General features: G+C 67.6%; 16 protein-coding genes. 7 read left to right on the top strand and 9 right to left on the bottom strand.

The window, feature by feature from the left end; translation table 11 throughout:
- Positions 1-77: 77 nt before the first annotated feature.
- The 4 genes from MRBLWH12_RS14475 (at position 78) to MRBLWH12_RS14460 (ending at position 8498) form a co-directional block, all read left to right on the top strand.
- Entirely contained in the window at positions 78-689 is a 612-nt protein-coding gene (locus MRBLWH12_RS14475) for a TetR/AcrR family transcriptional regulator (protein ID WP_363550111.1), read from the top strand.
- Complete coding sequence (locus MRBLWH12_RS14470) at positions 686-3577, top strand: YhgE/Pip domain-containing protein (RefSeq protein WP_363550108.1); 2892 nt, start codon at positions 686-688, stop codon at positions 3575-3577. The genes MRBLWH12_RS14475 and MRBLWH12_RS14470 overlap by 4 nt, the downstream gene beginning before the upstream one ends.
- A complete protein-coding gene (locus MRBLWH12_RS14465; RefSeq protein WP_363550105.1) occupies positions 3574-5757 on the top strand; it encodes a YhgE/Pip domain-containing protein in 2184 nt (727 codons plus the stop codon). The genes MRBLWH12_RS14470 and MRBLWH12_RS14465 overlap by 4 nt, the downstream gene beginning before the upstream one ends.
- 113 nt (positions 5758-5870) lie before the next feature.
- A complete protein-coding gene (locus tag MRBLWH12_RS14460; RefSeq protein WP_363550102.1) occupies positions 5871-8498 on the top strand; it encodes a penicillin acylase family protein in 2628 nt (875 codons plus the stop codon).
- Here MRBLWH12_RS14460 and MRBLWH12_RS14455 read toward each other — a convergent pair.
- Positions 8495-9847, bottom strand: a complete 1353-nt coding sequence (locus MRBLWH12_RS14455) for an MFS transporter (RefSeq protein WP_363550099.1) — start codon at positions 9845-9847, stop codon at positions 8495-8497. The two genes, MRBLWH12_RS14460 and MRBLWH12_RS14455, sit on opposite strands and share 4 nt — an antisense overlap.
- Before the next feature lie 48 nt (positions 9848-9895).
- Here MRBLWH12_RS14455 and MRBLWH12_RS14450 point away from each other — a divergent pair, with 48 nt between their 5' ends.
- Entirely contained in the window at positions 9896-10663 is a 768-nt protein-coding gene (locus tag MRBLWH12_RS14450) for an alpha/beta fold hydrolase (protein WP_363550096.1), read from the top strand.
- Between the two features lie 17 nt (positions 10664-10680).
- On the opposite strand, the gene mnhG is transcribed toward MRBLWH12_RS14450, so the two are convergent.
- From mnhG to MRBLWH12_RS14420, 6 genes are read right to left on the bottom strand one after another with little or no spacing between them, the layout of a single operon-like run.
- Entirely contained in the window at positions 10681-11070 is a 390-nt protein-coding gene (gene mnhG, locus MRBLWH12_RS14445; protein WP_341976612.1) for a monovalent cation/H(+) antiporter subunit G, read from the bottom strand.
- On the bottom strand, positions 11067-11336 hold the full coding sequence (locus MRBLWH12_RS14440) for a monovalent cation/H+ antiporter complex subunit F (protein ID WP_341976613.1): 270 nt from the start codon (positions 11334-11336) through the stop codon (positions 11067-11069). The genes mnhG and MRBLWH12_RS14440 overlap by 4 nt, the downstream gene beginning before the upstream one ends.
- Positions 11333-11905, bottom strand: a complete 573-nt coding sequence (locus tag MRBLWH12_RS14435) for a Na+/H+ antiporter subunit E (RefSeq protein WP_341976614.1) — start codon at positions 11903-11905, stop codon at positions 11333-11335. Before MRBLWH12_RS14435 ends, MRBLWH12_RS14440 begins: the two co-directional genes overlap by 4 nt.
- Positions 11902-13455 (bottom strand): Na+/H+ antiporter subunit D, encoded by a 1554-nt coding sequence (locus MRBLWH12_RS14430; protein WP_341976615.1) that lies wholly within the window; start codon positions 13453-13455, stop codon positions 11902-11904. Before MRBLWH12_RS14430 ends, MRBLWH12_RS14435 begins: the two co-directional genes overlap by 4 nt.
- Positions 13452-14111 (bottom strand): Na(+)/H(+) antiporter subunit C, encoded by a 660-nt coding sequence (locus tag MRBLWH12_RS14425; RefSeq protein ID WP_363550091.1) that lies wholly within the window; start codon positions 14109-14111, stop codon positions 13452-13454. The genes MRBLWH12_RS14430 and MRBLWH12_RS14425 overlap by 4 nt, the downstream gene beginning before the upstream one ends.
- Entirely contained in the window at positions 14111-17044 is a 2934-nt protein-coding gene (locus MRBLWH12_RS14420; RefSeq protein ID WP_363550088.1) for a Na+/H+ antiporter subunit A, read from the bottom strand. Before MRBLWH12_RS14420 ends, MRBLWH12_RS14425 begins: the two co-directional genes overlap by 1 nt.
- A gap of 242 nt (positions 17045-17286) precedes the next feature.
- Here MRBLWH12_RS14420 and MRBLWH12_RS14415 point away from each other — a divergent pair, with 242 nt between their 5' ends.
- The gene (locus MRBLWH12_RS14415; RefSeq protein ID WP_363550085.1) at positions 17287-18813 is read left to right on the top strand and encodes a hypothetical protein; all 1527 of its coding nucleotides are present in this window, start codon (positions 17287-17289) and stop codon (positions 18811-18813) included.
- A 73-nt stretch (positions 18814-18886) separates the two neighbouring features.
- Here MRBLWH12_RS14415 and MRBLWH12_RS14410 read toward each other — a convergent pair whose 3' ends face one another.
- Positions 18887-19921 carry a Gfo/Idh/MocA family protein gene (locus MRBLWH12_RS14410; protein WP_363550082.1) on the bottom strand — a complete coding sequence of 345 codons (1035 nt, stop codon included), beginning with the start codon at positions 19919-19921 and terminating at the stop codon, positions 18887-18889.
- A 144-nt stretch (positions 19922-20065) separates the two neighbouring features.
- Here MRBLWH12_RS14410 and MRBLWH12_RS14405 point away from each other — a divergent pair, with 144 nt between their 5' ends.
- A complete protein-coding gene (locus MRBLWH12_RS14405) occupies positions 20066-20668 on the top strand; it encodes a TetR/AcrR family transcriptional regulator (RefSeq protein WP_363550079.1) in 603 nt (200 codons plus the stop codon).
- A gap of 28 nt (positions 20669-20696) precedes the next feature.
- On the opposite strand, the gene MRBLWH12_RS14400 is transcribed toward MRBLWH12_RS14405, so the two are convergent.
- Positions 20697-21767: a LacI family DNA-binding transcriptional regulator gene (locus MRBLWH12_RS14400; RefSeq protein WP_363550076.1), complete on the bottom strand. Its 1071-nt coding sequence runs from the start codon at positions 21765-21767 to the stop codon at positions 20697-20699.
- Positions 21768-21784: the final 17 nt, after the last annotated feature.

The following is a 21784-nucleotide window of genomic DNA, read 5'->3' as shown; positions in this document are numbered from 1 at the left end:
GTTCGGCACGAGCGCTCTCGCTGTGAGTCCGCCGAACTATCTTGCACACGACTGTGCATGTTAGCTACGATGGACGCATGTCCACCCGTGCACCCCGCAGCGATGCCAGAGCGAATCGCGCCGGCATCCTCGCCGCCGCGAGCGAGACGCTCGCCCACGACCCCCATGCTTCGGTCGATGTGATCGCCCGAAGCGCCGGTCTCTCGCGTCGCACCCTGTACGGACACTTCGACGACCGCGACGCTCTCATCCGAGAGCTCATCGCCAACGGAGCCCAGCGCTTCAACGCCATCGCCGAGTCCGTCACCGACGCCGACTCCCGGCTCGCCCTCGCGCGCCTCGCCGCACGCCTCTGGCAGGAGGCCGCGCACGTGCAGGTCGCCGCCGCGCTCGCACTCGACGAGGCCCATGTCGAGCACACCGCCGCGGCGCTCGCCCCGCTGCGGCGCGCCGTCGCCGCTCTGGTCACCCGTGGGCAGGATGACGGCAGCTTCCGCACCGACCTGGCCGCCCCGACGCTCGCGCGGCTCATCGAAGAGATGGCCCGTACCGTCGTCGCTCGCACCGATGCGGCGAGCGCGGGCGCCGCAAGCCTCGCCGTCCGCGTCGTGCTCTCGATCGCCGGGCTGTCCTGGCACGAGGCCGACGAGCTCCTCGCCGCACACCCCGACATCAGCGTCGACGCATGATGCCGCCGATCGACGGCCACCTGCCCAACGCCTGGAGCGTCTTCCGGCGCGACGTGCGCCGGCTGGCCCGCGTGAGCAAGGCGTGGATCATCATCATCGGCGTCATCGTGACGCCCTCCCTCTACGCGTGGTTCAACATCGTCGCCTTCTGGGACCCGTACGCGAACACCCAGAACGTCAGCGTCGCGATCGTGAACCAGGACGACGGAGCGACATCGGATCTGACCGGTGACATCGACGTGGGCGGCGAACTCGTCAGCCAGCTCAAGGAGAACGACCAGCTCGGCTGGGAGTTCATGGACGAGGACGAAGCGATGGACGCCGTCCGGAGCGGGCGGAGCTACGCGGCGATCGTCATCCCCGAGGATTTCAGCCGCGACTTCATCAGCATCACGAGCGGCGAGTTCACGCGCCCCGTCCTGCGGTACTTCGTCAACGAGAAGGCGAACGCCATCGCCCCGAAGATCACCGATGTCGGCGCCTCGACGCTCGACACCCAGATCAACAGCACCTTCGTGTCGGTGGTCGCCGAGGCCGTCACCGGGCAGCTGAAGGATGCCGGAGAAGACGCAGAAGGCCGACTGGGCGATGCCCGCGACACCACCGTCACGGCCCTCGATGACGCCGTCGGCAAGGTCAGCACCGCACGCCAGGGCATCACCAGGCTGCAGACCGGGCTCACCGATGCGCAGACCAGGCTCGACGGCGCCGTGTCGACGCTGGGCGAGGTCGACAACACGCTCGGCGAGGTGCAGAGCGCCGTCGCCCAGGCCCAGACCATCGCCGCCGAGGCGCAGCAGGAACTGCTCACCTTCACCGACAAGGTGACATCCGCCTACGTCTCGGGGGCCACCCTGCTCGCCGACGCGTCCTCGAAGATGAACGCCTCGATCGCGACCCTGTCGACCAGCCTGCGACAGGCGAACGTCGCGGTGGGTTCTGCGATCGATGACCTCTCCGCCGTGATCAAGGCCAACGGCACGGCGCTCGGCGAGCTGCAGGCCGTCCTCGACAAGACCGATCCCGGCTCCGCGGCAGCCCAACAGCTCAGCAAGGCGATCGACGACCTGAAAGAACGCAACGCCGCCGACCAGCAGGTGCTCGACCAACTGAAGCAGTTGAACAGCGACGTCTCGAGCACGATCGATTCGGTCAAGGCGGCCGCGAACACGGTCAATTCCGCCGTGGGCACCGCCGCGACCTCGGCGGGCACCATCCGCGATGCGCTCATGCAGAGCGTCCCCGAACTCAACCGTGCGATGTCGGCGCTGTCCTCCAGTGCGGATGCGTTCTCGTCGGCCCTGGGCGCACAGCGCACCCAGGTGACGCAGGCACAGAACCTGCTGACCGGCATGAGGACTCAGCTCGCGGCGACCGCCGAGGCACTCACTGCGCTCGACGGCAACCTCGTCACCGCGCAGTCCGGACTGGGCGGTGTGCGCACCGATGTGCTGGCGCTCAGCGCCGCCGACATCTGGAATCGGCTCAGCACGATCAGCGGATTGGATGCCGAACAGATCGCCCAGTTCATGGCCTCGCCTGTCGAGGTGCACGAGAACGTCCTGTTCCCCACGAAGGCCTACGGCTCGGCGATGGCCGCCCTGTTCACCAACCTGTCGCTGTGGATCGGCGCGTTCGTGCTGATGGTCATCATGCGTCTCGAGGTCGACACCGAGGGTGTGGAAGGCGTCTCCGTGCGGCAGGCGTATTTGGGACGCTGGATGCTGCTGGCATCGATCGCCGTGTTCCAGGCCGTGCTCGTCTGCGTGGGCAACCTGGTCATCGGCGTCCAGACGGCGAACCCGTTCGCGTTCGTCGGGACCGGTGTGCTCATCGGCCTGGCCTATCTCAGCATCATCTACGCGCTGTCGGTGTGCTTCGGCTACGTCGGCAAGGGGCTCTGCATCCTGCTGGTGATCTTCCAGATCCCGGGAGCATCCGGGCTCTACCCGATCGAGATGATGCCGGACTTCTTCCGCGGGCTGTACCCGTTCCTGCCGTTCACCTACGGCATCGACGCACTCCGTGAGACCATCAGCGGCTTCTACGACGGCCACTACTGGCAGTTCATGGGAGCGCTCGCCGTCTTCGTCGTGCTGGCATTCACACTCGGGCTGTTCCTGCGTCGACGGCTGGGGAACTTCGCGCTTCTGTTCAACAGTCGGCTGGCGGAGAGCCAACTGCTGGTGAGCGAGGACGTGCAGATCACCGGTCGCCGCCGGACGCCGGAGATCATCCGCGCACTGACCGACGGCGACGGCTACCGCGCCGAGGTCGACCAACGCGTTCGACGGTTCTCCGACCGGTACCCGACCCTGCTGCGACTCACGCTGATCGTGGGGGTCGCCGTCATGGCGCTGCTCGGCCTCGTCGCCTGGCTGCTCCCGGAAGCGAAGGTCACGATGCTCGGCTTGTGGGCACTGTGGTGCCTGATCCTCATCGCCGTCCTGGTCGCGCTCGAGTACGTCAAGCAGAGCATCCAGCAAGCCGCCGAAGTGGGGGAGATGCCGGAGGCTGATCTGCGCGATGCGCTGGCCGTCGAGATCGGGCGCGATGCGCTTCTTCTCCCCGTGTCTCACGACGCAACCGACGCCGAGACCTCGACCGCGCGCACCGCCGTGCTCGAGCGGCCGCACGCGGTCGCCGACGACACCGCCGTTCTGGAAGATCTCTTCGCGGACGATCCCGACCCGACACCGGACAAGGACGACGCCGAGGAGCGTGCGACCCAACCGGTCGCGGAACAGGCGGAGTCGGATGCCGGGCTCCCCGGCGAATCCGCCGACGATGGGCCCTCCGGACACGAAGGCGCCGATCTCGACGACACGGAAGACGACACGAAGCGGCCGGACGATGGCCCCGATCAGGAACGGCAGGAGCGCGAATGAAGAACATCCTGCAGGTGTTCCGGCACGACCTGCGCCGGGCGACGAGCAACGTCATGGCCGTCATCGTGCTGTTCGGGCTGGTCATCATCCCTTCGCTGTTCACCTGGTTCAACGTCATGGCCAGCTGGAATCCGTTCGAGAACACCAAGAATCTGACCGTCGCGGTCGCCAACACCGACGAGGGATATCAGAGCGATCTTGTTCCGATCCGTCTGAACGTCGGCGAGCAGGTGCAGTCGGCGCTGCGCGCGAACGACGATCTGCACTGGGTGTTCACCTCGAAGGAGGAGGCGATCGATGGCACGAAATCCGGCGAGTACTACGCCGCGATCGTGCTTCCGCCGACCTTCAGCGCCGACATGATGACCTTCTACTCGAACGGCGCCGAGCGCACCGAGATCGAGTACTACACCAACGAGAAGAAGAACGCCCTCGCTCCGAAGATCACCGAGCAGGGTGCGGGCGAGGTCTCCACCACGATCAACGAGGTGTTCACGGAGAAGCTCAGCGAGGCCGGCCTGAACATCATCACCTCACTGTCCACATATCTCGACGACGCCGACACGCAGGCGACGCTGTCGCGCCTGCAGGCACACGTCAGCGAAGTGGCCGCGCAACTGCGCGCGGGCTCGGCGACGGCCGACATGTTCACGTCTCTGATCGCCTCGAGCAGACCCCTGGTCGACAGCGCCTCCGAACTCGCAACGGCTTCCGGCGACGCACTGCGCGACGCCACCGGCGCACTCGGTAACGGGAAAGATGCCGCCCAGTCGCTGAAGGACATTCTTGCCTCGACGGCGGCGACGCTCGGCGGCGCCCTGTCCGGCACGGCCGACAGCTATCAGGCCGTCGCCGACAGCGTCGACGACGTGTTCTCGTCGATGAGCGCGCAGTCGCAGAGCTCGGCCGACACGATCCGAGCCGTGGCGGCCCGGGTGCAGACGCAGATCGACCAGCAACAGGAGCTGCGCGACACCCTGGTGAACGACGTTCGCCCGCTCCTGCCCGAGTCGGCGCTGGACTCGTTCGATCGGGCCGTGTCGCGGATCGATGGCGCGATCGCGCGACAGCAGGAGCTGCACGATCGCCTCGACGAAGCAGCGACGCACATCACCGACACCGATGCCGACGTGCAGGCCACGCACGCCGAGATCACCGGCCTGATCGCCGAGGCGAAGGCTGCCGTGAAGGATGCTCAGAACGCCTACACCGGCAGCCTGCAGCCGAAACTCGATGCGCTCGCCGAGACTCTCGCCGTCATCGGCGGCAACATCGACTCGATCGGCAGCGATCTCTCTTCCGTGGCGGAGTCGCTCTCCGGATCCGACTCCCTGAGCACTGCCCTGGCGGACGCCGAGTCGCTGACGACCGACATCTCGGGCTCGCTCACCGAGACAGCAGATCGTTTCGATGCCCTCGCGGCCGCGCTGACGAAGGCCATCGATACCGGTGACCTCAGCGAACTCACGAAGGTCATCGGTGCGGATCCGCAGGCGCTGGCAACCCATCTCGCGGAACCCGTGTCGCTCGAGCGGGTCCCGGTCTTCTCGGTCGTCAGCTTCGGCGCGGCGATGACTCCGCTCTACACTGTGCTCGCGCTCTGGGTGGGAGCACTCCTGATCTCGGTGTCGATCCGGGTCGACCCTCCGCAAAGCGGGGCCTCCGAGCTCCCTCTCCTCTCCCCCACTCAGACGTACCTCGGCCGGTTCGGCATCTTCGCGCTCGTCGGGCTCCTGCAGAGCACGCTCGTGTGTCTCGGCAGCGTGCTGTTCACCCAGGTGCAGCCAGAGCATCCGTTCCTGCTCATCCTGACCGGGTGGGTGATGTCGCTGGTGTTCACACTGATCATCTACACGTTCGTGGTGACATTCGGAAACGCGGGAAAGGCGTTGGCCGTGCTGATGCTCGTCGTGCAGATCTCCAGTTCCGGTGGCGCCTACCCGCTGCAGGTGCTTCCGCAGTGGTTCCAGAACGTCAGTCCGTTCCTGCCTGCCACGCACGCGGTCAACGCGATGCGCTCCGCGATCGCCGGCATCTACAACAACGACTTCTGGGTCTCGCTGGGCTTGCTGTCCGCGTTCATCCTGCCCGCCCTGCTGCTCGGCCTGGTGCTGCGCCTGCCGCTCATCGGCTTCAACCAGAAGCTGCTGCGCGCCCTGGCTTCCACGAAACTCATGTGACGGGCGTGCCGTCGCCGCCTCGGTAGGTATGATTCGAGGGCGCGCCACCTGAAACGCGCACCGGGGCTTGTTGGTACTGGGTCCCAGCACGCTACCCGAAAGAGCTCTCAACGATGACGACTGATTCGCAGGCGACAGCTGCACCCTCCCGGCCCCCGCTAGGGGTGCGCGTCGGCCGCATCGCGTTCCTCGTGATCGCATCCATCGTCGTGCTCGCCGTCGGTGCCGCGTTCTTCGTCACCTGGACCATCCAGCGCTCGTTCCCGCAGACCGCCGGCGAGGTCGCGCTCGAGGGGCTGAAGGCCGAGGTCACCGTCCAGCGCGACGAACGTGGTGTGCCGACCATCACCGCCGACTCGACCGATGACCTGTTCTACGCCCAGGGGTTCGTGCACGCGCAGGACCGCTTCTTCGAGATGGACTTCCGCCGCCACGTGACCAGCGGGCGCGTCGCCGAGATGTTCGGCGAATCGCAGGCGGGAACGGATGCCTTCCTCCGCACGCTCGGCTGGCGCGACGTCGCCGAGCAGGAGGTCGAGGCGATGGACGAGACGACCCTCAGTTACTACGAGTCCTATGCAGACGGCGTGAATGCGTACCTCTCCTCCCGCTCGGGTGCCGAGCTCTCCCTCGAATATGCCGTCATCGGCATGCAGAACCCGGACTATGCCCCGGAGCCGTGGGAACCCGCGGATTCCGTGGCCTGGCTGAAGGCGATGGCCTGGGACCTCCGAGGCAACGTCGAAGACGAGACCGATCGTGCGCTCCTCGCGGCGACGCTCGACGAGGACACGGCGCAGGCCACTCTCGAGCAGCTCTACCCGGCGTACCCGTTCGGCGAGAACCCGGTGATCGTCCCCAAGATCTCCACGCTGCCGGTTCTCGACACCGGCGCCGAGGCGGCCTCCGCCGGCCCGATACGCGACGGAGAACTGCAGCAGGCGTCGACGACCGTCCAGTGGCAGGAGACGTCCGGCGTCATCGAGGCGGCGAGCGTGCTGGTCGGCGATATCGGCGAGGGCATCGGCTCCAACTCGTGGGTCGTCTCCGGCGCACTCACCGAGACCGGGATGCCGCTGCTCGCGAACGACCCGCACCTCGGCGCATCCCTGCCCTCGGTCTGGTACCAGGTGCAGCTCAAGTGCTCCGAAGTGAACGAGGCCTGCCCCTTCGATGCCGGCGGCTTCTCGTTCTCCGGCCTCCCGGGCATCGTCATCGGCCACAACGCGCAGATCGCCTGGGGGTTCACGAACCTCACCACCGATGTCACCGACCTCTACGTCGAGCGGATCGAGGGCGACCAGTACTGGCGCGACGGCGCTCTCGTCCCGCTCGAGGAGCGGACCGAGACCATCAAGGTCGCCGGCGGCGACGACATCGAGCTCACCATCCGCTCCACCGTCCACGGTCCGATCATCTCGGGTCTCGCGGATGACTTCACGGCGATCGCGGACGACCCCGTACCCGCTCTCGGAACCGCCGGAGCGACTTCCCCGGCGGGCGGGGACGACGCGGAGTACGCGGTGAGTCTTCGCTGGACCGCGCTCGACCCCGGCACGGCATCGACCGCCGTCTTCGCACTCTCCACGGCGCAGAACTTCGACGACTTCCGCCGCGCGGCGTCGCTGTTCGACGTGCCGGCCCAGAACCTGATCTACGCCGACGCCGAGGGGAACATCGGTTATCAGACACCAGGGCGCCTGCCGATCCGCGGGGCGGGAGACGGATGGATGCCGCAGCCCGGCTGGGACAGCAGCTACGACTGGATCGGATTCATCCCGTTCGACGAACTGCCGGTGTCGTACAACCCGAGCTCGGGATACATCGTCACCGCGAACAACGCGATCGTGACAGACGACTACGACTACTTCCTCTCCCGGGACTGGGACTACGGTTACCGAGCGGCCCGGATCGCGCATCTGATCGAGCGTCGCGCAGCGACCGCCCCTCTGACCGCTCAGGACATGCGCGCCATCCAGATGGACAACGAGATGTGGGTCGGCAAGCAACTGGCCATCGCGATGTCGGATGTCGACGTCGACGGCGCGGGTACCGCAGCAGCCGTGGACCTGCTCCTCACCTGGGATGCCCAGAACTCGGCGTCGTCGGCGGCCGCGGCCTATGCGAACGTCCTGTGGTCGAACCTCGCGCAGAACCTGTTCGCCGAGCGGGAGACCCCCCTGCCCCTCGGAGACCAGGGGCGCATGTCCACCGTGCTCGCCGCGCTCCTCGACGATCCGTCGGACCCGCTCTGGACCAACCAGGAGATCGGGGTGAAGGGCATGGAAGAGATGCTCGCCCTCTCCGCCGAGGAGGCCTACCGTGAACTCGTCGCCCTGCAGGGCGATGCGATGACGCGATGGAACTGGGGTGATCTGCACGCGATCACCCTCACCAGTGACACGCTCGGGTCGTCCGGCATCGCACCCATCGAGGCGCTCTTCAACCGCGGTCCGTTCCCGGTGGGCGGAGGCTCGTCGATCGTGAACGCGACCGGTTGGGAGCTGGGAACGTCCTACGCCACGACCACGGTTCCGTCCATGCGCATGGTGGTCGACCTGTCCGACTTCGACGCGTCCACGTGGAACCACTTCACCGGTGCCTCCGGGCACGCGTTCCACGCGAACTACACCGATCAGACCACGGACTGGGCAGCCGGCATCCAGAACCCCTGGCCGTTCACGGCGAAGGCCGTGGCCACGGCGACCGTCGAAACCCTGGTGCTGACTCCGGCCGGTTAGATCGCGGATCCGACGGGGGATGCCGCGGCTGCCCGTCGGGCGATGAGCCAGATGCCGACGGCCGCGGCGAGGAAGATCCCGCCGAGGATGACCCAGCCGATGAGGCCGAGGCTGATCGCGGTGGCGTTCACGATGATCGGAGCGGCCAGCGCGCCGAGCGAGAAGCCCATGCCGAACACGCCCTGGTAGGCGCCGGCGCGCACCGGGTCGGCGAGTTCGAAGCTCAGGCCCCACGACCCGGCCTGCGACAGGATCTCAGCGAAGGTGTGGGCGACGGCGGCGACGAGGATCACGGCGATCGCGAACCACGTCGGCAACCCTGCGGCGAGCGCGTACACGACGCAGGCGACGAGCATCAGCCATCCCGCGATCAGCGTGACCTTGCCGGCGACTCTCAGATCGTGGGTGCCGCGCGAGGCCGGCACCTGGAAGATCACGACGAGCGTCGTGTTCACGATCAGGATCACCGAGACGAGCACCTCCGGCGCGGTGGTGCTCTGCGTGATCCACAGCGGCACTCCGAGCTCGGCGACACCGAACTGCATCCCGAAGATCGCCGAGAGGGCGCACATGAGCAGGTACCGCTGATCGCGCCACGGCGAGCGCCGACGCCAGTCGCTGTGCTCCGCCGCTGCCGAGGCGGCCGCCTCGACGTCGATCGAGCCGGTCTCCGTGCGCACCGGCGCGAGGCGGGAGCGCGACGGCGCGTCGACCGCTGCGGTCAGCCGGAGCAGCGGCAACGACCCGAAAGCGCACAGCAGTCCTGCTGCCGCGATCACCAGGCGATACGCCTCCGCGGTGCCGAGTGCGAGCGCGATCGCCGCGAATCCGGAGCCCACCGCGATCGAGACGTTGGTGACGGTCCGGAGCACGGCACGGGCGTGCACTCGGCGCTCGGAGGCGAATCCGCGCGCGATGATCGCTGCGCGCGCCGAGTATGCGATCGAATCGAAGAAGCCGGACAGGCTGGCGAGCACGAGCGCGGAGACGAAGTCGCCGACGAACGCGTACGCCGCCAGCATCAGTCCGGCCAGCACCTCGAAGCCGAAGGTCAGGCGCCTCGCGCTCCAGTGGTCGGCGAGCCAGCCGCCGAGGAAGGAGGCCACGGCGCCGCACCCGCTCGACACCGCGAGCACCACGGCCGCTTCACCGCCGGAGAGCCCGATGATCTGCGTGAAGAACAGCACGGTGACGGCGAGGAAGACACCTCGGCCGATCCGCGAGACGGCGGTCGCCGATACCAGCGCTCGGAGCACGGGGTCGCTCAGGTCGTCGGCGATCCGGGCGAACAGGCCCTTCTTCGGCTCCACCACCGGGATCTCGTCGGTTGCGGATTCTGAAGAGAGCACCCTTCATCCTCGCACGCGGCGGTCAGCCCGGTCGGATAGCGTGGTCGGATGCCGCAACGCCTGCTCGCGCCTCAGGACGCTCCCGCCTCCGTCGTCGAGTTCGAGCACGGCGGTGCCACGCTGATCGCCGAGACCTTCGGCCGCGGGGAGCACACCTTCATCCTGCTGCACGGCATCGGCATGGGGCGCAGCGTGTATCTCGACGTCGTGCGGAGACTCGACGGCCACGGCCGCGTGATCGCGTTCGACCTTCCGGGCTTCGGCGAGGCCCCGGAGCCGACGCGCACCCTCACCATGGAACGTCACGCCGATCTTGTCGCGGCGTATCTGCGCAGCATCGGCGAAACCGGGATCGTCGTGATCGGACACTCGATGGGCAGCCAGATCGCCGCGGAACTGGCGAACCGGCATCCCGAGCTCGTCGCCGGTGTCGTGCTCGCGGGGCCCACCGTGAACAGTGCCGCGCGCAGCATCCGCGCCCAAGCCTCCTACCTGTTGTGGGACCTGATCGGCGAACGACCGATCGTGCTCTGGCGGGGTGCACGGGAGTACCTCCGCGGCGGACCGCATCTGATCAGGAAGATCCGCGCGACCGTCGTCCACGACGCCGAGCGTGCGTACGGGCGCATCGTGCAGCCGACGCTGGTGCTGCGGGGCGAGACCGATCCGCTCGCGCCGATCGACTGGTGCCGCGACATCGTCGCCGCGATCCCCGAAGCCGAGCTGCGGGAGATCGACGGACACGGCCACAGCACGCTGATCAGCGACTCCGGGCCTGCGGCCGAGTTCATCCGGCGCTTCGCAGACCGGATCTGAGAGAGACCGACCCCTGCCTACCCCGCGGCGGGCGGGGTGCGCTTCGACTCGGCGAGCTCGTCGACCACGAGGTTTCGCTGCTCGATGGTGCCGTTGCGATAGGCCTGCCGACCGACCATATGGGCGGAGAGCGGGGCGGTGGCGAACTGCATGAGCACGATCGGGGCCACGAGCACGAGCCCGATCAGGATGCCGCCGATGCTGCGCTGCGACAGCGCGACCGCCGCACAGATCAGCACGAGCCCGAGCACCTGCGGTTTGGTCGCGGCGTGCAGGCGCGACGGCACGTCGCGGAAGTGCAGCAGACCCACAGCGGCAGACAGGCAGAGCAGTGCTCCGATGAGGATGAGGACGAGCACCGTGACGTCGACGATGGCGTCGGGGATCTCGAGACCGAAGACGTTCATGAGGTCGTGTTATCCCTTCTCGCCACGAACCGGGCGACCGCGATCGACCCGAAGACGCCGACGGCGGCGATCGTGAGGAGCACCGGGATGGAGCGCGTGTGGCCGTTGATCGCCATCTCGGCACCGAGCACACACATCACCTCCGTGAGCAGCACGTCGGATGCCACGGCACGGTCGAGAATCGACGGGCCGCGCACGATCCGGATCACGGTGAGGATCGCCGCAAGCCCGAACACGACCATGATCGCCGTCAGCACGATGTTCATCGGACGCCTCCCGTTCGCTCGTCGGCTTTGAGTGCACGGTACTGCGCCGGGTCGCCGAGCGCCCGGACGATCCGCTGCTCCCAGCGCAGCACGCCGGCGCGCTGCTTCTCCACGTCATCGTGGCTGCGGACACCGATCACATGCAGGTACAGGATGCGACGATCGCGATCGGCCTCCACCACGAGCGACCCGGGGATCAGCGACGAGACGACCGCGACGTGCGCCATCATCAGGTCGTCGGCGTACCGCAGCGGGACGGCGATGATCGCGGCTCCCGGCTGACGACGGAAGTCGAACACCTGCACCGTGACGCTGAGTGCGCCCTGCACGACGGCGAACAGGAACTGCACGACGAACAGTGCGGCGTACCAGAAGTTGATCCGCCCTGACAGCTCGACGGTCGGCAGCCGGAAGACGCGGGTGACGAAGATCGCGACGACCAGCCCACTGACGAAGGAGAGCACGGTGAACTGCGCCCACAGCAGCATCCAGAGCACGACCAGCCAAGCCAGGAACGGAAGCTGCGCACGGATGCCGTGCAGAACGCTGCGACGGTTGTCCGGAGTCATGACCCCACCTCGTCTTCGAGCTGCACGAGGCTGATCGGTTCGAGAAGCGCTGCGCCGATCCGGTCGCAGAGCGCATAGAGAGGCCCGGCGAAGATCGACAGCGATACGGTGACGGCGACCATGCCGGCCGTCGCGACGGTCATGATCGCGGGGATGCGGCGCCGCTCCTGCTGCTCGTCGGCCGCCGGTGCATTGCCGAGGTGCGAGATGCGTCCCTCGGTCTCGGTGGAGTCCTCCTCCTCGCGCCAGAACGCCAGATTCCACGCGCGCATCAGCGCGTACAGCGTCAGCAGGGAGGTGAGGATGCCGCCGAAGATGAGCACGATCATCAGGGGGGTGCCGACGGATGCCGCTGCCTCGAACAGCGCGAACTTGCCGATGAAACCGGAGAACGGCGGGAGGCCCCCGAGGTTGATAGCCGGAACGAAGTAAAGCAGGGCGATGACCGGTGCGACCTTCAGCAGGCCTTTCACCCGCAGGATCGAGGTACTGCCCGCCCGACGCTCGATGAGTCCGACCGCGAGGAACAGGGTCGTCTGCACCACGATGTGGTGGACGATGTAGTACACCGTCGCGCCGATGGCCGCGGGGGTCGCGATCGCCAGACCGAAGATCATGTAGCCGACGTGGCTGACGAGCGTGAACGAGAGGATCCTCTTCAGCTCGGCCTGCGCGACAGCGCCGAGCACCCCGACGATCATCGTCGCCAGAGCCACGATGAGCAGGACGGTATCGATGCTGTTCTCTGCGAACAGCTGGGTCTCGGTGCGGATCAGCGCATAGACGCCGACCTTCGTCAGCAATCCGGCGAAGACCGCGGTGACCGGGGCGGGAGCGGTCGGGTAGGAGTCCGGCAACCAGAACGACACCGGGAAGACGGCCGCCTTGATGCCGAACGCGATCACGAGGATGACGTGCAGCACGAGCTGGGTCTCCTGCGGCAGCTCGGCCATCCGTTCGGCGATCTGCGCCATGTTCACGGTGCCGAGCGCTCCGTAGATCATCGCGATCGCGGCGAGGAAGAGGATCGACGACACCAGGGAGACGACGATGTAGACGGCGCCGGCGCGGATGCGGGATTCGGTGCTGCCGAGAGTGATCAGCACGTACGAGGCGACGAGCAGGATCTCGAATCCGACGTAGAGATTGAAGAGGTCGCCGGCGATGAAGGCGTCGAACACTCCGGCCGCGAGGATGAGGTACGACGGGTTGAAGATCGAGATCGGCGTCTCGTCTGCGCCGTCCGCGACGCCCTGGCCGATCGAGAACAGCAGCACCGCGAGCAGCACGATGCTGGAGACCAGAACCAGCAGGGCCGAGAGCCGGTCGACGTAGAGCACGATGCCGAACGGCACCGGCCAGCCGCCGACCGAGACGGCCAGCGCCGAGCCGCCGTCGACGGCGATCAGCAGGATCGTGGCGATCACCGAGACGGCGGCGAGGGTGGCCACCGTGACGATGACCTGCAGGCGTGCGTTCCGCCCGAACACGAGGGTGATCGCGGCGCCGAGCAGGGGAAGGGCGACGAGAAGAGGGACGAGCGCACTCATGGGCGGTCCTCCTCTTCATCGGTGGATGCCGGGGGCTGAGCGTCCTGGGCTGGATCGATGCGTTTCGTCTCGCTTCGCTCGCTCAACGACCGGGAAGAAGCCTCCGACTCGCGCGACGACCGAGGGGACGCGGGCTTCGACCGCTCGACCCGGTCCATGGGTCGATCCATCGGCGCATCATCGTGGATGGCCGGATGGTCGCGCATGTGCAGGACGGTGATCGGCGATGTCTGCACTCCGACGAAGTCGGTCGTGGCATCCTCGTCGCTCTCGTCGCCCTCGTCCTCCATGACGTCCTCGTCGGCATCGGTACGGGCGCGAAGAGCGATGTCGACCTCGTCGTCCTCGACGGTGTCGGCCTGACCCAGCTGCCAGGAACGATAGATGAGCGCGAGCAGGAACGCCGAGACGGCGAACGTGATCACGATGGCGGTGAGGGTGAGCGCCTGGGGCAGCGGGTCGCTCACACGTCCGTCGGCCCCGTGGAACGGCGCTTCCCCTGGCACCCCCATCACGATCAGCAGCAGCAGGTTCGTCGCGTTGCCCAGCAGCAGGAATCCGATCAGCACCCGGGTGAGGCTGCGTTCCAACATCGCGTAGACACCGCAGGCGAAGAGCACCGCCATGATCACGATCAGGGTGAGCGAGACATCCATCAGATGTTCACCCCCCGCGCACGCATGTCCTGCGCCTGCCGGTCGACTTCGGCGCCAAGGCTGCGGAGTACGTCGAGCACCAGTCCGATCACGACGAGATAGACGCCGATGTCGAAGATCGTCGAGGTGACGAACTCCATATGGCCCAGCACCGGGATCTCCCACTCCCAGAACGAACTCGTGAGCGGCGACAGGCCGAAGAAGAGCGGCACGACCGCGGCGCCGACGGCGAGAATGAGGCCGGCTCCGAGGAGGCGACCGGCGTCAGTGGGAGCAGCCGCACCCAACTCCCAGCGGCCACCCGCGATGTAGCGCATCACGAGCGCCATCCCGGCGACGAGCCCGCCGGCGAAGCCGCCGCCCGGCAGATTGTGGCCGGCGAAGAGCAGGAAAATCGACACCACGATGATGGTGTGGAAGAGGATGCGGACGATCACCTCGAGCAGGATCGACCGGTTCTCGGGCTTCATGTTGGGCCCGCCGACAAGCCACGCCCTCGGGCTGCTGCGGTTCTCCGACGTCTGGATGCGGATGCCCCTGGTCGTCTCGACCAGTGGCCGATGGCGTGCTCCTCGGCGACTGCCCTTGGGCAGCGTCTTGGTCGCCGCGAGCAGATCGGCCCGGTGCGTGACGAACACGAGAGAGGCGACACCGGTCGCCGCCAGCACGAGGACCGACAGCTCGCCCATGGTGTCCCAGCCGCGCAGGTCGACGAGCGCGACGTTGACCACGTTCTTGCCGTGACCGAGATCGTAGGCGAGTTCGGGGAAGGCGAGCGAGATCGGGTCGGCAATGCGGGACTGCGTGGCGACGACGGCGACCAGAGCCATCGTCACTCCGACGCCGACGCCGAGGAGGGCGCGCGGGATGCGCCCGACGGACGCATTGTGCTCGCCCATCCGAGCGGGCAGCCGCCGCAGAACCAGGGCGAACGTCACCATGGTGACCGTCTCGACGAGGATCTGAGTGAGGGCGAGATCGGGTGCGCCGCTCGTCGCGAACAGCGCGACCATGCCGAGTCCGGTCACCGAGACGAGCACCACGCCGGTGTAGCGCTTCTGTGCGCGCACGGCGAAGACGCCGGCGACGGCCATGATCGGCGCGACGACCAGTTGCGCCGGAGTGTGCCACGCCGACAGCTGGAAGCGATCGACGTCGCTGGCGATGAGCGCTGTCGCCTCCGCCGCGACGAAGACCACGAAGATCGTTCCGACGTACACCGGCAGTGAACCGCGCTGCGTGAACGTGGTGCTGAGCACCGAGAGTCGATCCACCCCGCGCATGACGAGGTAGTAGGCGTCGGCGGCGGTGAAAGGCAGCACTCGAGCCTTGCGATCCCAGCCGCTGCGCCGCGTGAGCACGAAGACGCCGATGCCGAGCAGGATGGAGAGGATCGAGATGCCCAGCGCCGGTTCGAACCCGTGCCAGAGCGCGAGATGACCCGGATCGGATTCCCGGGAGAGGAGGGCTTCGGCGGTGATCGCGTAGCCACGGAGGGCGACGTCGAGCGCGGGGGCGCCGATCCCCGCGGCGAGCGTCGCAGCAGCGAGCACGATCGGGGCAGAGAGGAAGCCGACCGGCGGATCGGGCCAGACTGTCTCCGGCACCCGGTCGCCGCGCTCGTCGCGCTTGGTCCAGAAAGCGCCCCACAGGAACCTGGCGCCATATGCCGCAGTGAGCATGGATCCGAGAACGACGCCGATGATGGCGACCAGGCCCCACGGTTCGCCGGCGACAGCGGCATCGAGCAGGGCGGTGAGCGTGGACTCCTTGGCCACGAAACCCACGGTCGGGGCGATTCCGACCATCGAGGCGACGGAGATGAATGCCGCGGTCGCCATGACCGGTGCCTGCCGCCCGACTCCGGAGAGTTCGTCGATGTCGCGCGTCGACAGCTGACGGTCGATGACTCCGACGATGAGGAAGAGCGCCGACTTGAACAGCGCGTGCCCGATCACGAGGGCGAGTCCGGCGAGTGCAGTGGCTTTGCTGCCGTAGCCGACCACGATGGCCAGCAAGCCGAGCTGACTGACGGTCCCGAAGGCGAGGATGCGTTTGAGGTCGGTCTCGCGGAGCGCCTGGATGCCGCCGAGCAGCATCGTCAGCACGCCGAGGGAGATGACGATCGGTCGCCAGGGACCGGTGAAGGCGAAGATCGGCGCGAATCGGGCGATGAGGTAGATGCCGGCCTTGACCATCGCGGCCGCGTGCAGATACGCGCTCACCGGGGTGGGCGCTGCCATGGCCCCCGGCAGCCAGAAGTGGAACGGGAACAGCGCCGACTTGCTGATCGCTCCGATGAGAAGCATCACGATCGCGGCATCCACCACCGGGCCGGTCGGCGCGAGCGCGAGGATCTCGGTGATGCTCGTCGTGCCGGCATCCACCACCAGCAGAACCACGCCGACGAACATGATGAGCCCGCCGAGCGTCGTCACCAGCAGCGCCTGCAGGGCGGCACGGCGGCTGGCCGCACGTCGGCGGTAATGGCCGATGAGCAGGTACGAGAGGATGCTCGTGACTTCCCAGAACATCACGAGCATGACCAGGTCGTCGGTGAGCACGAGACCGTACATCGCCCCGGCGAAGCCGAGGAGGACACCCGCGAACTGACCGAGGCCGGTGGCGTCGTCGTGGAAGTACCAGCGGCAGTACAGCAGTACGAGGGCTCCGACGCCGGTGACGATCAGGGTGAGCACCCAACCCAGAACGTCCATGTGCATCGAGAGCTCGAGTCCCAGCTGGGGGATCCACGGCACTGTCTCGAACGGCGTGGCCCGCGGATCGAGCACCTGCGGGGTGACCACGAGGGCCTGAACGAAGGCTGCGGCAGGCACGAGTGCGGCGATCGCGAACGCGCGGGCGCCGAGCCAGCGGACGAGAACGGGCATGAGCAGCGATCCGAGGAGGAACGCGGCGAGGAGCATCAGCATCGTGCGACTCCTCGGGGCTCGTCGGCCATACGGCACAGGCGGGCGGATCTGGTTCCAGTTTACGGGGCGCATGTTGCCTCTGGGTTTCGGAGCACTCACCGGAGCGTGCTACAGGCACGGCACAGTTGCAGGGCGGATGCACGGATGCAGGACCACACACCTCGGATTCACCCGGCATCCGTGGTGCGGTCATGCAGGTGGACCGAGACGAACCGGTTGCCGTCCCGTGCGAGAGTTGACGCATGCGCGGGGGATGGATGCGGGAAGCGGCCGGCTGGCTCGGCGCGGTCGCGGTCGCACTGCTCGTGTCGGCGCAGGTGGCGGCATCCGCCCGTTCGGAGCTGCTGTTCCGCGACGGGGACTCGCTCGTGGTGGCGATGATCGCGCGCTCTCTTCTGGACGGGCAGCCTCTCGACTGGGCGATGTCGAGCGTGTTGTTCCTGCCGGAGACCGCCGTCTTCGCGGCGCTCTCGGTCGTGCTGCCCTTCGATGTGAACGGGGTGCTGGCGGCGAACGGCGTTCTCAACCTCGTCGCTCTCTACGGTGCGCTGCGGCTTGTTGCTGGCCGTCGGCGAGACGGCGCAGCACCGGCGGCCTGGTCATTGCTCGCGCTCCTCGTCTTCGGCATCGTCGCCATGACGGAGGCGTCCGCGTCGCGTGATGCGCTCGAGCTCGCCTCGCTGCAGCTCACGACGACCTATTACTCTGCGACCGTGGTCGCGGTGGTGGCGACGGTCGGCATGCTGCGCCGCGCCCTCGACCACGAGCGCCTGCGCCCGTGGCTGCTGTTCGCGCTGTTCGCCACTGCTGTCGTCTCGACGACCTCGAATCCGCTCTACGCGGCCTGGGCGACGGTGCCGTTCACCCTGGTGCTCGCGATCTTCGCGCTCCGGCGACCCGGCCGCGGTCACATTCTGGTGCTCTCGGCGACGTTGATCGTCGGGACGGCCGTGGGCTTCCTCGGCCGTATTCCATTCTCAGCATGGATCGCGAACACCGGTGCTTCGTACGCACAGCCCGCGGAGTGGATGCAGTCGCTGGGCTACTACGCAGGCCTCGCCGGTGAGCGGCTGACCACACCCGGAGGGTGGCTCGCGGCCCTGGTGCTCCTGGCGCTGATCGCCCTGGCGGCGGGGCTGAGCGCCCGCTCCGTCCCGGAACCCTTCGGCGAGCGCGGTGCACATCTCGTCGCCGCGATCGCCTGGGTGACACCGGTTCTGGTGATCGTGGGCGCGATCGCGCTAGGCACGCACGCGGCCCGGTACCTGCAGCCGCTCGCCTTCGCGCCGGTACTGGCTCTGGTCGCGGCCCCACGTGCCCTTCGCATCCCGTTCGCGCGCCCTCTGCTCGTGCCGCAGGCCGTTCTCGGTTCCGCCGCCGTGCTCCTCCTGCTCAGTGCGGCGATCGGGATCCCCCGACTCGCCTCGGCCGCCGCGCGTCCGGACGCGGATCTCGTCTGCGTCACCGACTGGGTGAACGAGGCGGGTCGCCCCGGTGCCGGACAGTTCTGGACCGTGCGACTGCCGAAACTGCATCTGGAAGATCCCACGCAGCTCGTGCAGGTCGATCATCGGCTGAACGGGTACGCGTGGTTGGTGAATCGCACCGACTTCGCCGTCTCCGGGGTCTCGTTCCTCATCGAGGACTCGCGCACCGTGCAGTGGGAACTGCCGGTGGCCGCGATCCCCGGCGAGGTCGTGCAGTGCGGGCGCTATTCGATCCTCGACTTCGGGGAGACGAGCCTTCCTCTCGGGACCCCGCACAGCTAGGTTCCGCCCGATCAGGCAACACCTTCTTCGCGCTCGGGACCGAGTGCGGTTCCGAGCGCGAGGAAGGCAGATATCAGCCGGCTGCGTCGAGTTGACGGCGCGCTTCGTCGAGCGTCTCGAGGATCGAGATCGTCTCATCGAGGGTGTGCACCGGCGATTCCGTCCGCCCCTCACCCACGAAGCGGGCGAGTGCCGACGCCTCCCACGACAACCCAGCCATCGATGTCACTCCGGTCGGGTCGTTCCACACGAGGGATCCTTGCTCATCGTTGCCCACGACGCGGAAACTCGTCGGCATGTAGAAGGATCCGTCCATCTCGATCCTCGCCTCGGTTCCTGCGATCACCGCGGTTGACGGAGTACGTACCAGCAGGGTGGTCGTGAGAGTCGACTGCACCATTCCTCCGTGTCCGAGGACGAGTGTCGAGTACGCGTCGACTCCGGTGTCCAGGAGTCCACCGATCGCTGTGACCGAGGTAGGTGCTCCCAGCACCATCGAATCCAGCTGGACCGGGTAGATACCCAGATCGAGGAGTGCTCCGCCGCCGAGATCGCGCCGATGAAGCCGATGCCGCGGGTAGTCGGGAATCGCCTGACCGTGATCGGCGGCCACCCCGCGGATCTCCCCGAGGACGCCGTCATCGAGGAGCGCGCGAACCACAGCGGCCTGCGGGAGATACCGGCTCCACAGTGCCTCCATCAGCAGAACACCGGCGCTGCGTGCAGCTGCGACGAGAATTCGAGCCTCATCGGGGGTGGTCGCGATCGGCTTCTCGATCAGGGTGTGCTTGCCCGCGGCGATCGCCAGCTGTCCCAGGGCGAGATGCTCGCTCTGCGGGGCGGCGATGTACACGACGTCGACATCGGGATCATCGACGAGTTGCTCGTATGAATCGTAGGAGCGCGCAATCCCGTGCTTGCTGGCGAAAGCGCTGGCACGCTCGGCCGAACGGGATGCCACTGCGACGAATCGCTGGTCGGTGTGCGCATGGGCGGCAGACACGAACAGATCCGCAATCCATCCCGGAGCCAGAAGGCCCCAGCGCAGGCCCGGCGTGTCTACGCCCGGGCTGAACAGGCGGGGCTCGGGGAATGTCGTCGGAAACATCAGAGAGACTCCTTCATCAATGCCGTGACGGCGGGTGAATTCGATGGGGCGGGCGTCGAGCGGCGGCCGACGCCCGTGACGTCACATCGACTATACCCAAAACCAGTGCAGGTGCATTGTTTTTATTTCGGATACGCTGTTCCCATGGCGGAGCAGTCCCAGCCCGCACGGCGCGGCCCCTACGCGAAGACCACTCCGCGCAAGGCGGAGATCGTCGCCGCCGCCACCGCGACATTCGCTGCCCACGGGTATCAGAGCGGATCTCTCCGACAGATCGCCAAGCAACTCGAGCTGAGTCTGGGCGCAGTGATGCACCACTTTCCGACCAAGGTGTCCCTCCTGGCCGCCGTCCTCGAGCAGGAGGACGCGTCCGACCCCGACGTGGCCAAGCGGTCGCGAGCAGACGGTTTCATCCCGACGATTCTCGAGATGGTCGCGCGCAACAAGCGCCGACAGGAGTTGGTCCGGATGTTCTCGATCGTCAGCTCGGAGGCCACCAATTCCGATCATGAGGCGCACGCGTGGCTGGTGCGCCGGTACACGCGCGTCACCGCGATGTACGCCGATCTCATCGACTACGACCGCGAGCTCGGACGCCTCGCGCACGGTCGCGATTCCGAGGTGCTCGCCGCTGTCGTGATCGGCGGATGGGAAGGCATTCAGGTTCGATGGCTGGCCGACGGCAGCGATCCCGTCGAGATGATGCGCGTGTTCCTGGTCGACCTGCTGCATCCCCTCTCCCCCTGACGGGACGAGGGAAACGCCGCGGCACGCGTCAACGAACGGCGGAAGGCGGCGCTGTGGTGGTGCCTGCGCGGAAGCGGCAGGTGAGATTCTGCGTGACCGCAGGCTCGCCGCGAAGCATCCGTGCCACCTGCTCCCCCGCGGCCCGCCCCTTCTCGACGGCCGGCTGCACGCTCGTGGTGAGCGTGTGCGCCCCGAGCCCGTCGACGCTGATGCCGTCGAAACCGGCGACGCTGACGTCGTGAGGCACGCTCAGCCCGAGTTCCTCGGCGGCGCGGATGACGCCGGCGGCGAGCAGGTCGCTCTGCGCGATCACCGCGGTCGGACGTCGCAGCGGATCGGCGAGCAGCATGCGCCCGACGAGAAGCCCCTCGTCGATGAAGCTCCCGGCTGCCGCGAAGGCTGGAGCGTTCGGGAAGACCTCACGCGCACCGAGGAGCCGGTGGATCGTGACGTCGACGGTGGCAGTGGCCAGCCGTTCGGCCGTGACCTGTCCGCGCTCGCGGGCGCTGTCGAGGGGCAGGGTGACCAGGGCGACATTCTCATGACCGAGCTCGCGCACGTGCCGGGCGACATCGGCGGCCGCGGTGGTGTTGTCCAGGGTGATGCGCGGGATGCCCTCACCGGCATCCCCCTCGATGACGACCACCGGCAACCCACGGCTGCGGACGACCTCCAACGAATCCCGAGTGCGGCCGGAGCATCCGATCAGCACGACGGCGTCGACGGGGGCGCTCGACAGCGCCGAGCTGCCGCCCTCACCCGGCTCGTCGCGCATCAGCAGGATGCCCGCGCTGAGTTCGGCGAGGCCGTCGGTGAGGCCGTCCATCATCGCCGTGGTGACCGGATCGAGAAAGGCGGTGCGCAGGTGCCCCTCGAGGACGACGCCGACGATTCCGCTGCGCCCGCGCCGCAGTGAGGCCGCGCGGGGATCGGGGCCGGCATAGCCGAGTTCCGCGGCAGCGGCGAGCACGCGCTCCTTCGTGGATGGGGCGACCTTGGCCTTGCCGCTGAAGACGACCGATGCCGTCGAAGTCGCCACTCCCGCTTTACGCGCGACATCGGCGATCGTTGCGCGGCGCGGGCTGTCCAAGCTGCTCATACTCCGAGGATACCCCC

Source organism: Microbacterium sp. LWH12-1.2 (genome assembly GCF_040675825.1).
GTDB lineage: Bacteria > Actinomycetota > Actinomycetes > Actinomycetales > Microbacteriaceae > Microbacterium.
This window is presented reverse-complemented; position numbering and strand designations above follow the sequence as displayed.

What these genes read in the sequence shown, in the direction of transcription:
- MRBLWH12_RS14475 (WP_363550111.1), top strand. Translation starts at nt 78, where the DNA reads ATGTCCACCCGTGCACCCCGCAGCGATGCCAGAGCGAATCGCGCCGGC.
- MRBLWH12_RS14470 (WP_363550108.1), top strand. Translation starts at nt 686, where the DNA reads ATGATGCCGCCGATCGACGGCCACCTGCCCAACGCCTGGAGCGTCTTC.
- MRBLWH12_RS14465 (WP_363550105.1), top strand. Translation starts at nt 3,574, where the DNA reads ATGAAGAACATCCTGCAGGTGTTCCGGCACGACCTGCGCCGGGCGACG.
- MRBLWH12_RS14460 (WP_363550102.1), top strand. Translation starts at nt 5,871, where the DNA reads ATGACGACTGATTCGCAGGCGACAGCTGCACCCTCCCGGCCCCCGCTA.
- MRBLWH12_RS14450 (WP_363550096.1), top strand. Translation starts at nt 9,896, where the DNA reads ATGCCGCAACGCCTGCTCGCGCCTCAGGACGCTCCCGCCTCCGTCGTC.
- mnhG (WP_341976612.1), bottom strand. Translation starts at nt 11,070, where the DNA reads ATGAACGTCTTCGGTCTCGAGATCCCCGACGCCATCGTCGACGTCACG.
- MRBLWH12_RS14440 (WP_341976613.1), bottom strand. Translation starts at nt 11,336, where the DNA reads ATGAACATCGTGCTGACGGCGATCATGGTCGTGTTCGGGCTTGCGGCG.
- MRBLWH12_RS14435 (WP_341976614.1), bottom strand. Translation starts at nt 11,905, where the DNA reads ATGACTCCGGACAACCGTCGCAGCGTTCTGCACGGCATCCGTGCGCAG.
- MRBLWH12_RS14430 (WP_341976615.1), bottom strand. Translation starts at nt 13,455, where the DNA reads ATGAGTGCGCTCGTCCCTCTTCTCGTCGCCCTTCCCCTGCTCGGCGCC.
- MRBLWH12_RS14425 (WP_363550091.1), bottom strand. Translation starts at nt 14,111, where the DNA reads ATGGATGTCTCGCTCACCCTGATCGTGATCATGGCGGTGCTCTTCGCC.
- MRBLWH12_RS14420 (WP_363550088.1), bottom strand. Translation starts at nt 17,044, where the DNA reads ATGCTGATGCTCCTCGCCGCGTTCCTCCTCGGATCGCTGCTCATGCCC.
- MRBLWH12_RS14415 (WP_363550085.1), top strand. Translation starts at nt 17,287, where the DNA reads ATGCGCGGGGGATGGATGCGGGAAGCGGCCGGCTGGCTCGGCGCGGTC.
- MRBLWH12_RS14410 (WP_363550082.1), bottom strand. Translation starts at nt 19,921, where the DNA reads ATGTTTCCGACGACATTCCCCGAGCCCCGCCTGTTCAGCCCGGGCGTA.
- MRBLWH12_RS14405 (WP_363550079.1), top strand. Translation starts at nt 20,066, where the DNA reads ATGGCGGAGCAGTCCCAGCCCGCACGGCGCGGCCCCTACGCGAAGACC.
- MRBLWH12_RS14400 (WP_363550076.1), bottom strand. Translation starts at nt 21,767, where the DNA reads ATGAGCAGCTTGGACAGCCCGCGCCGCGCAACGATCGCCGATGTCGCG.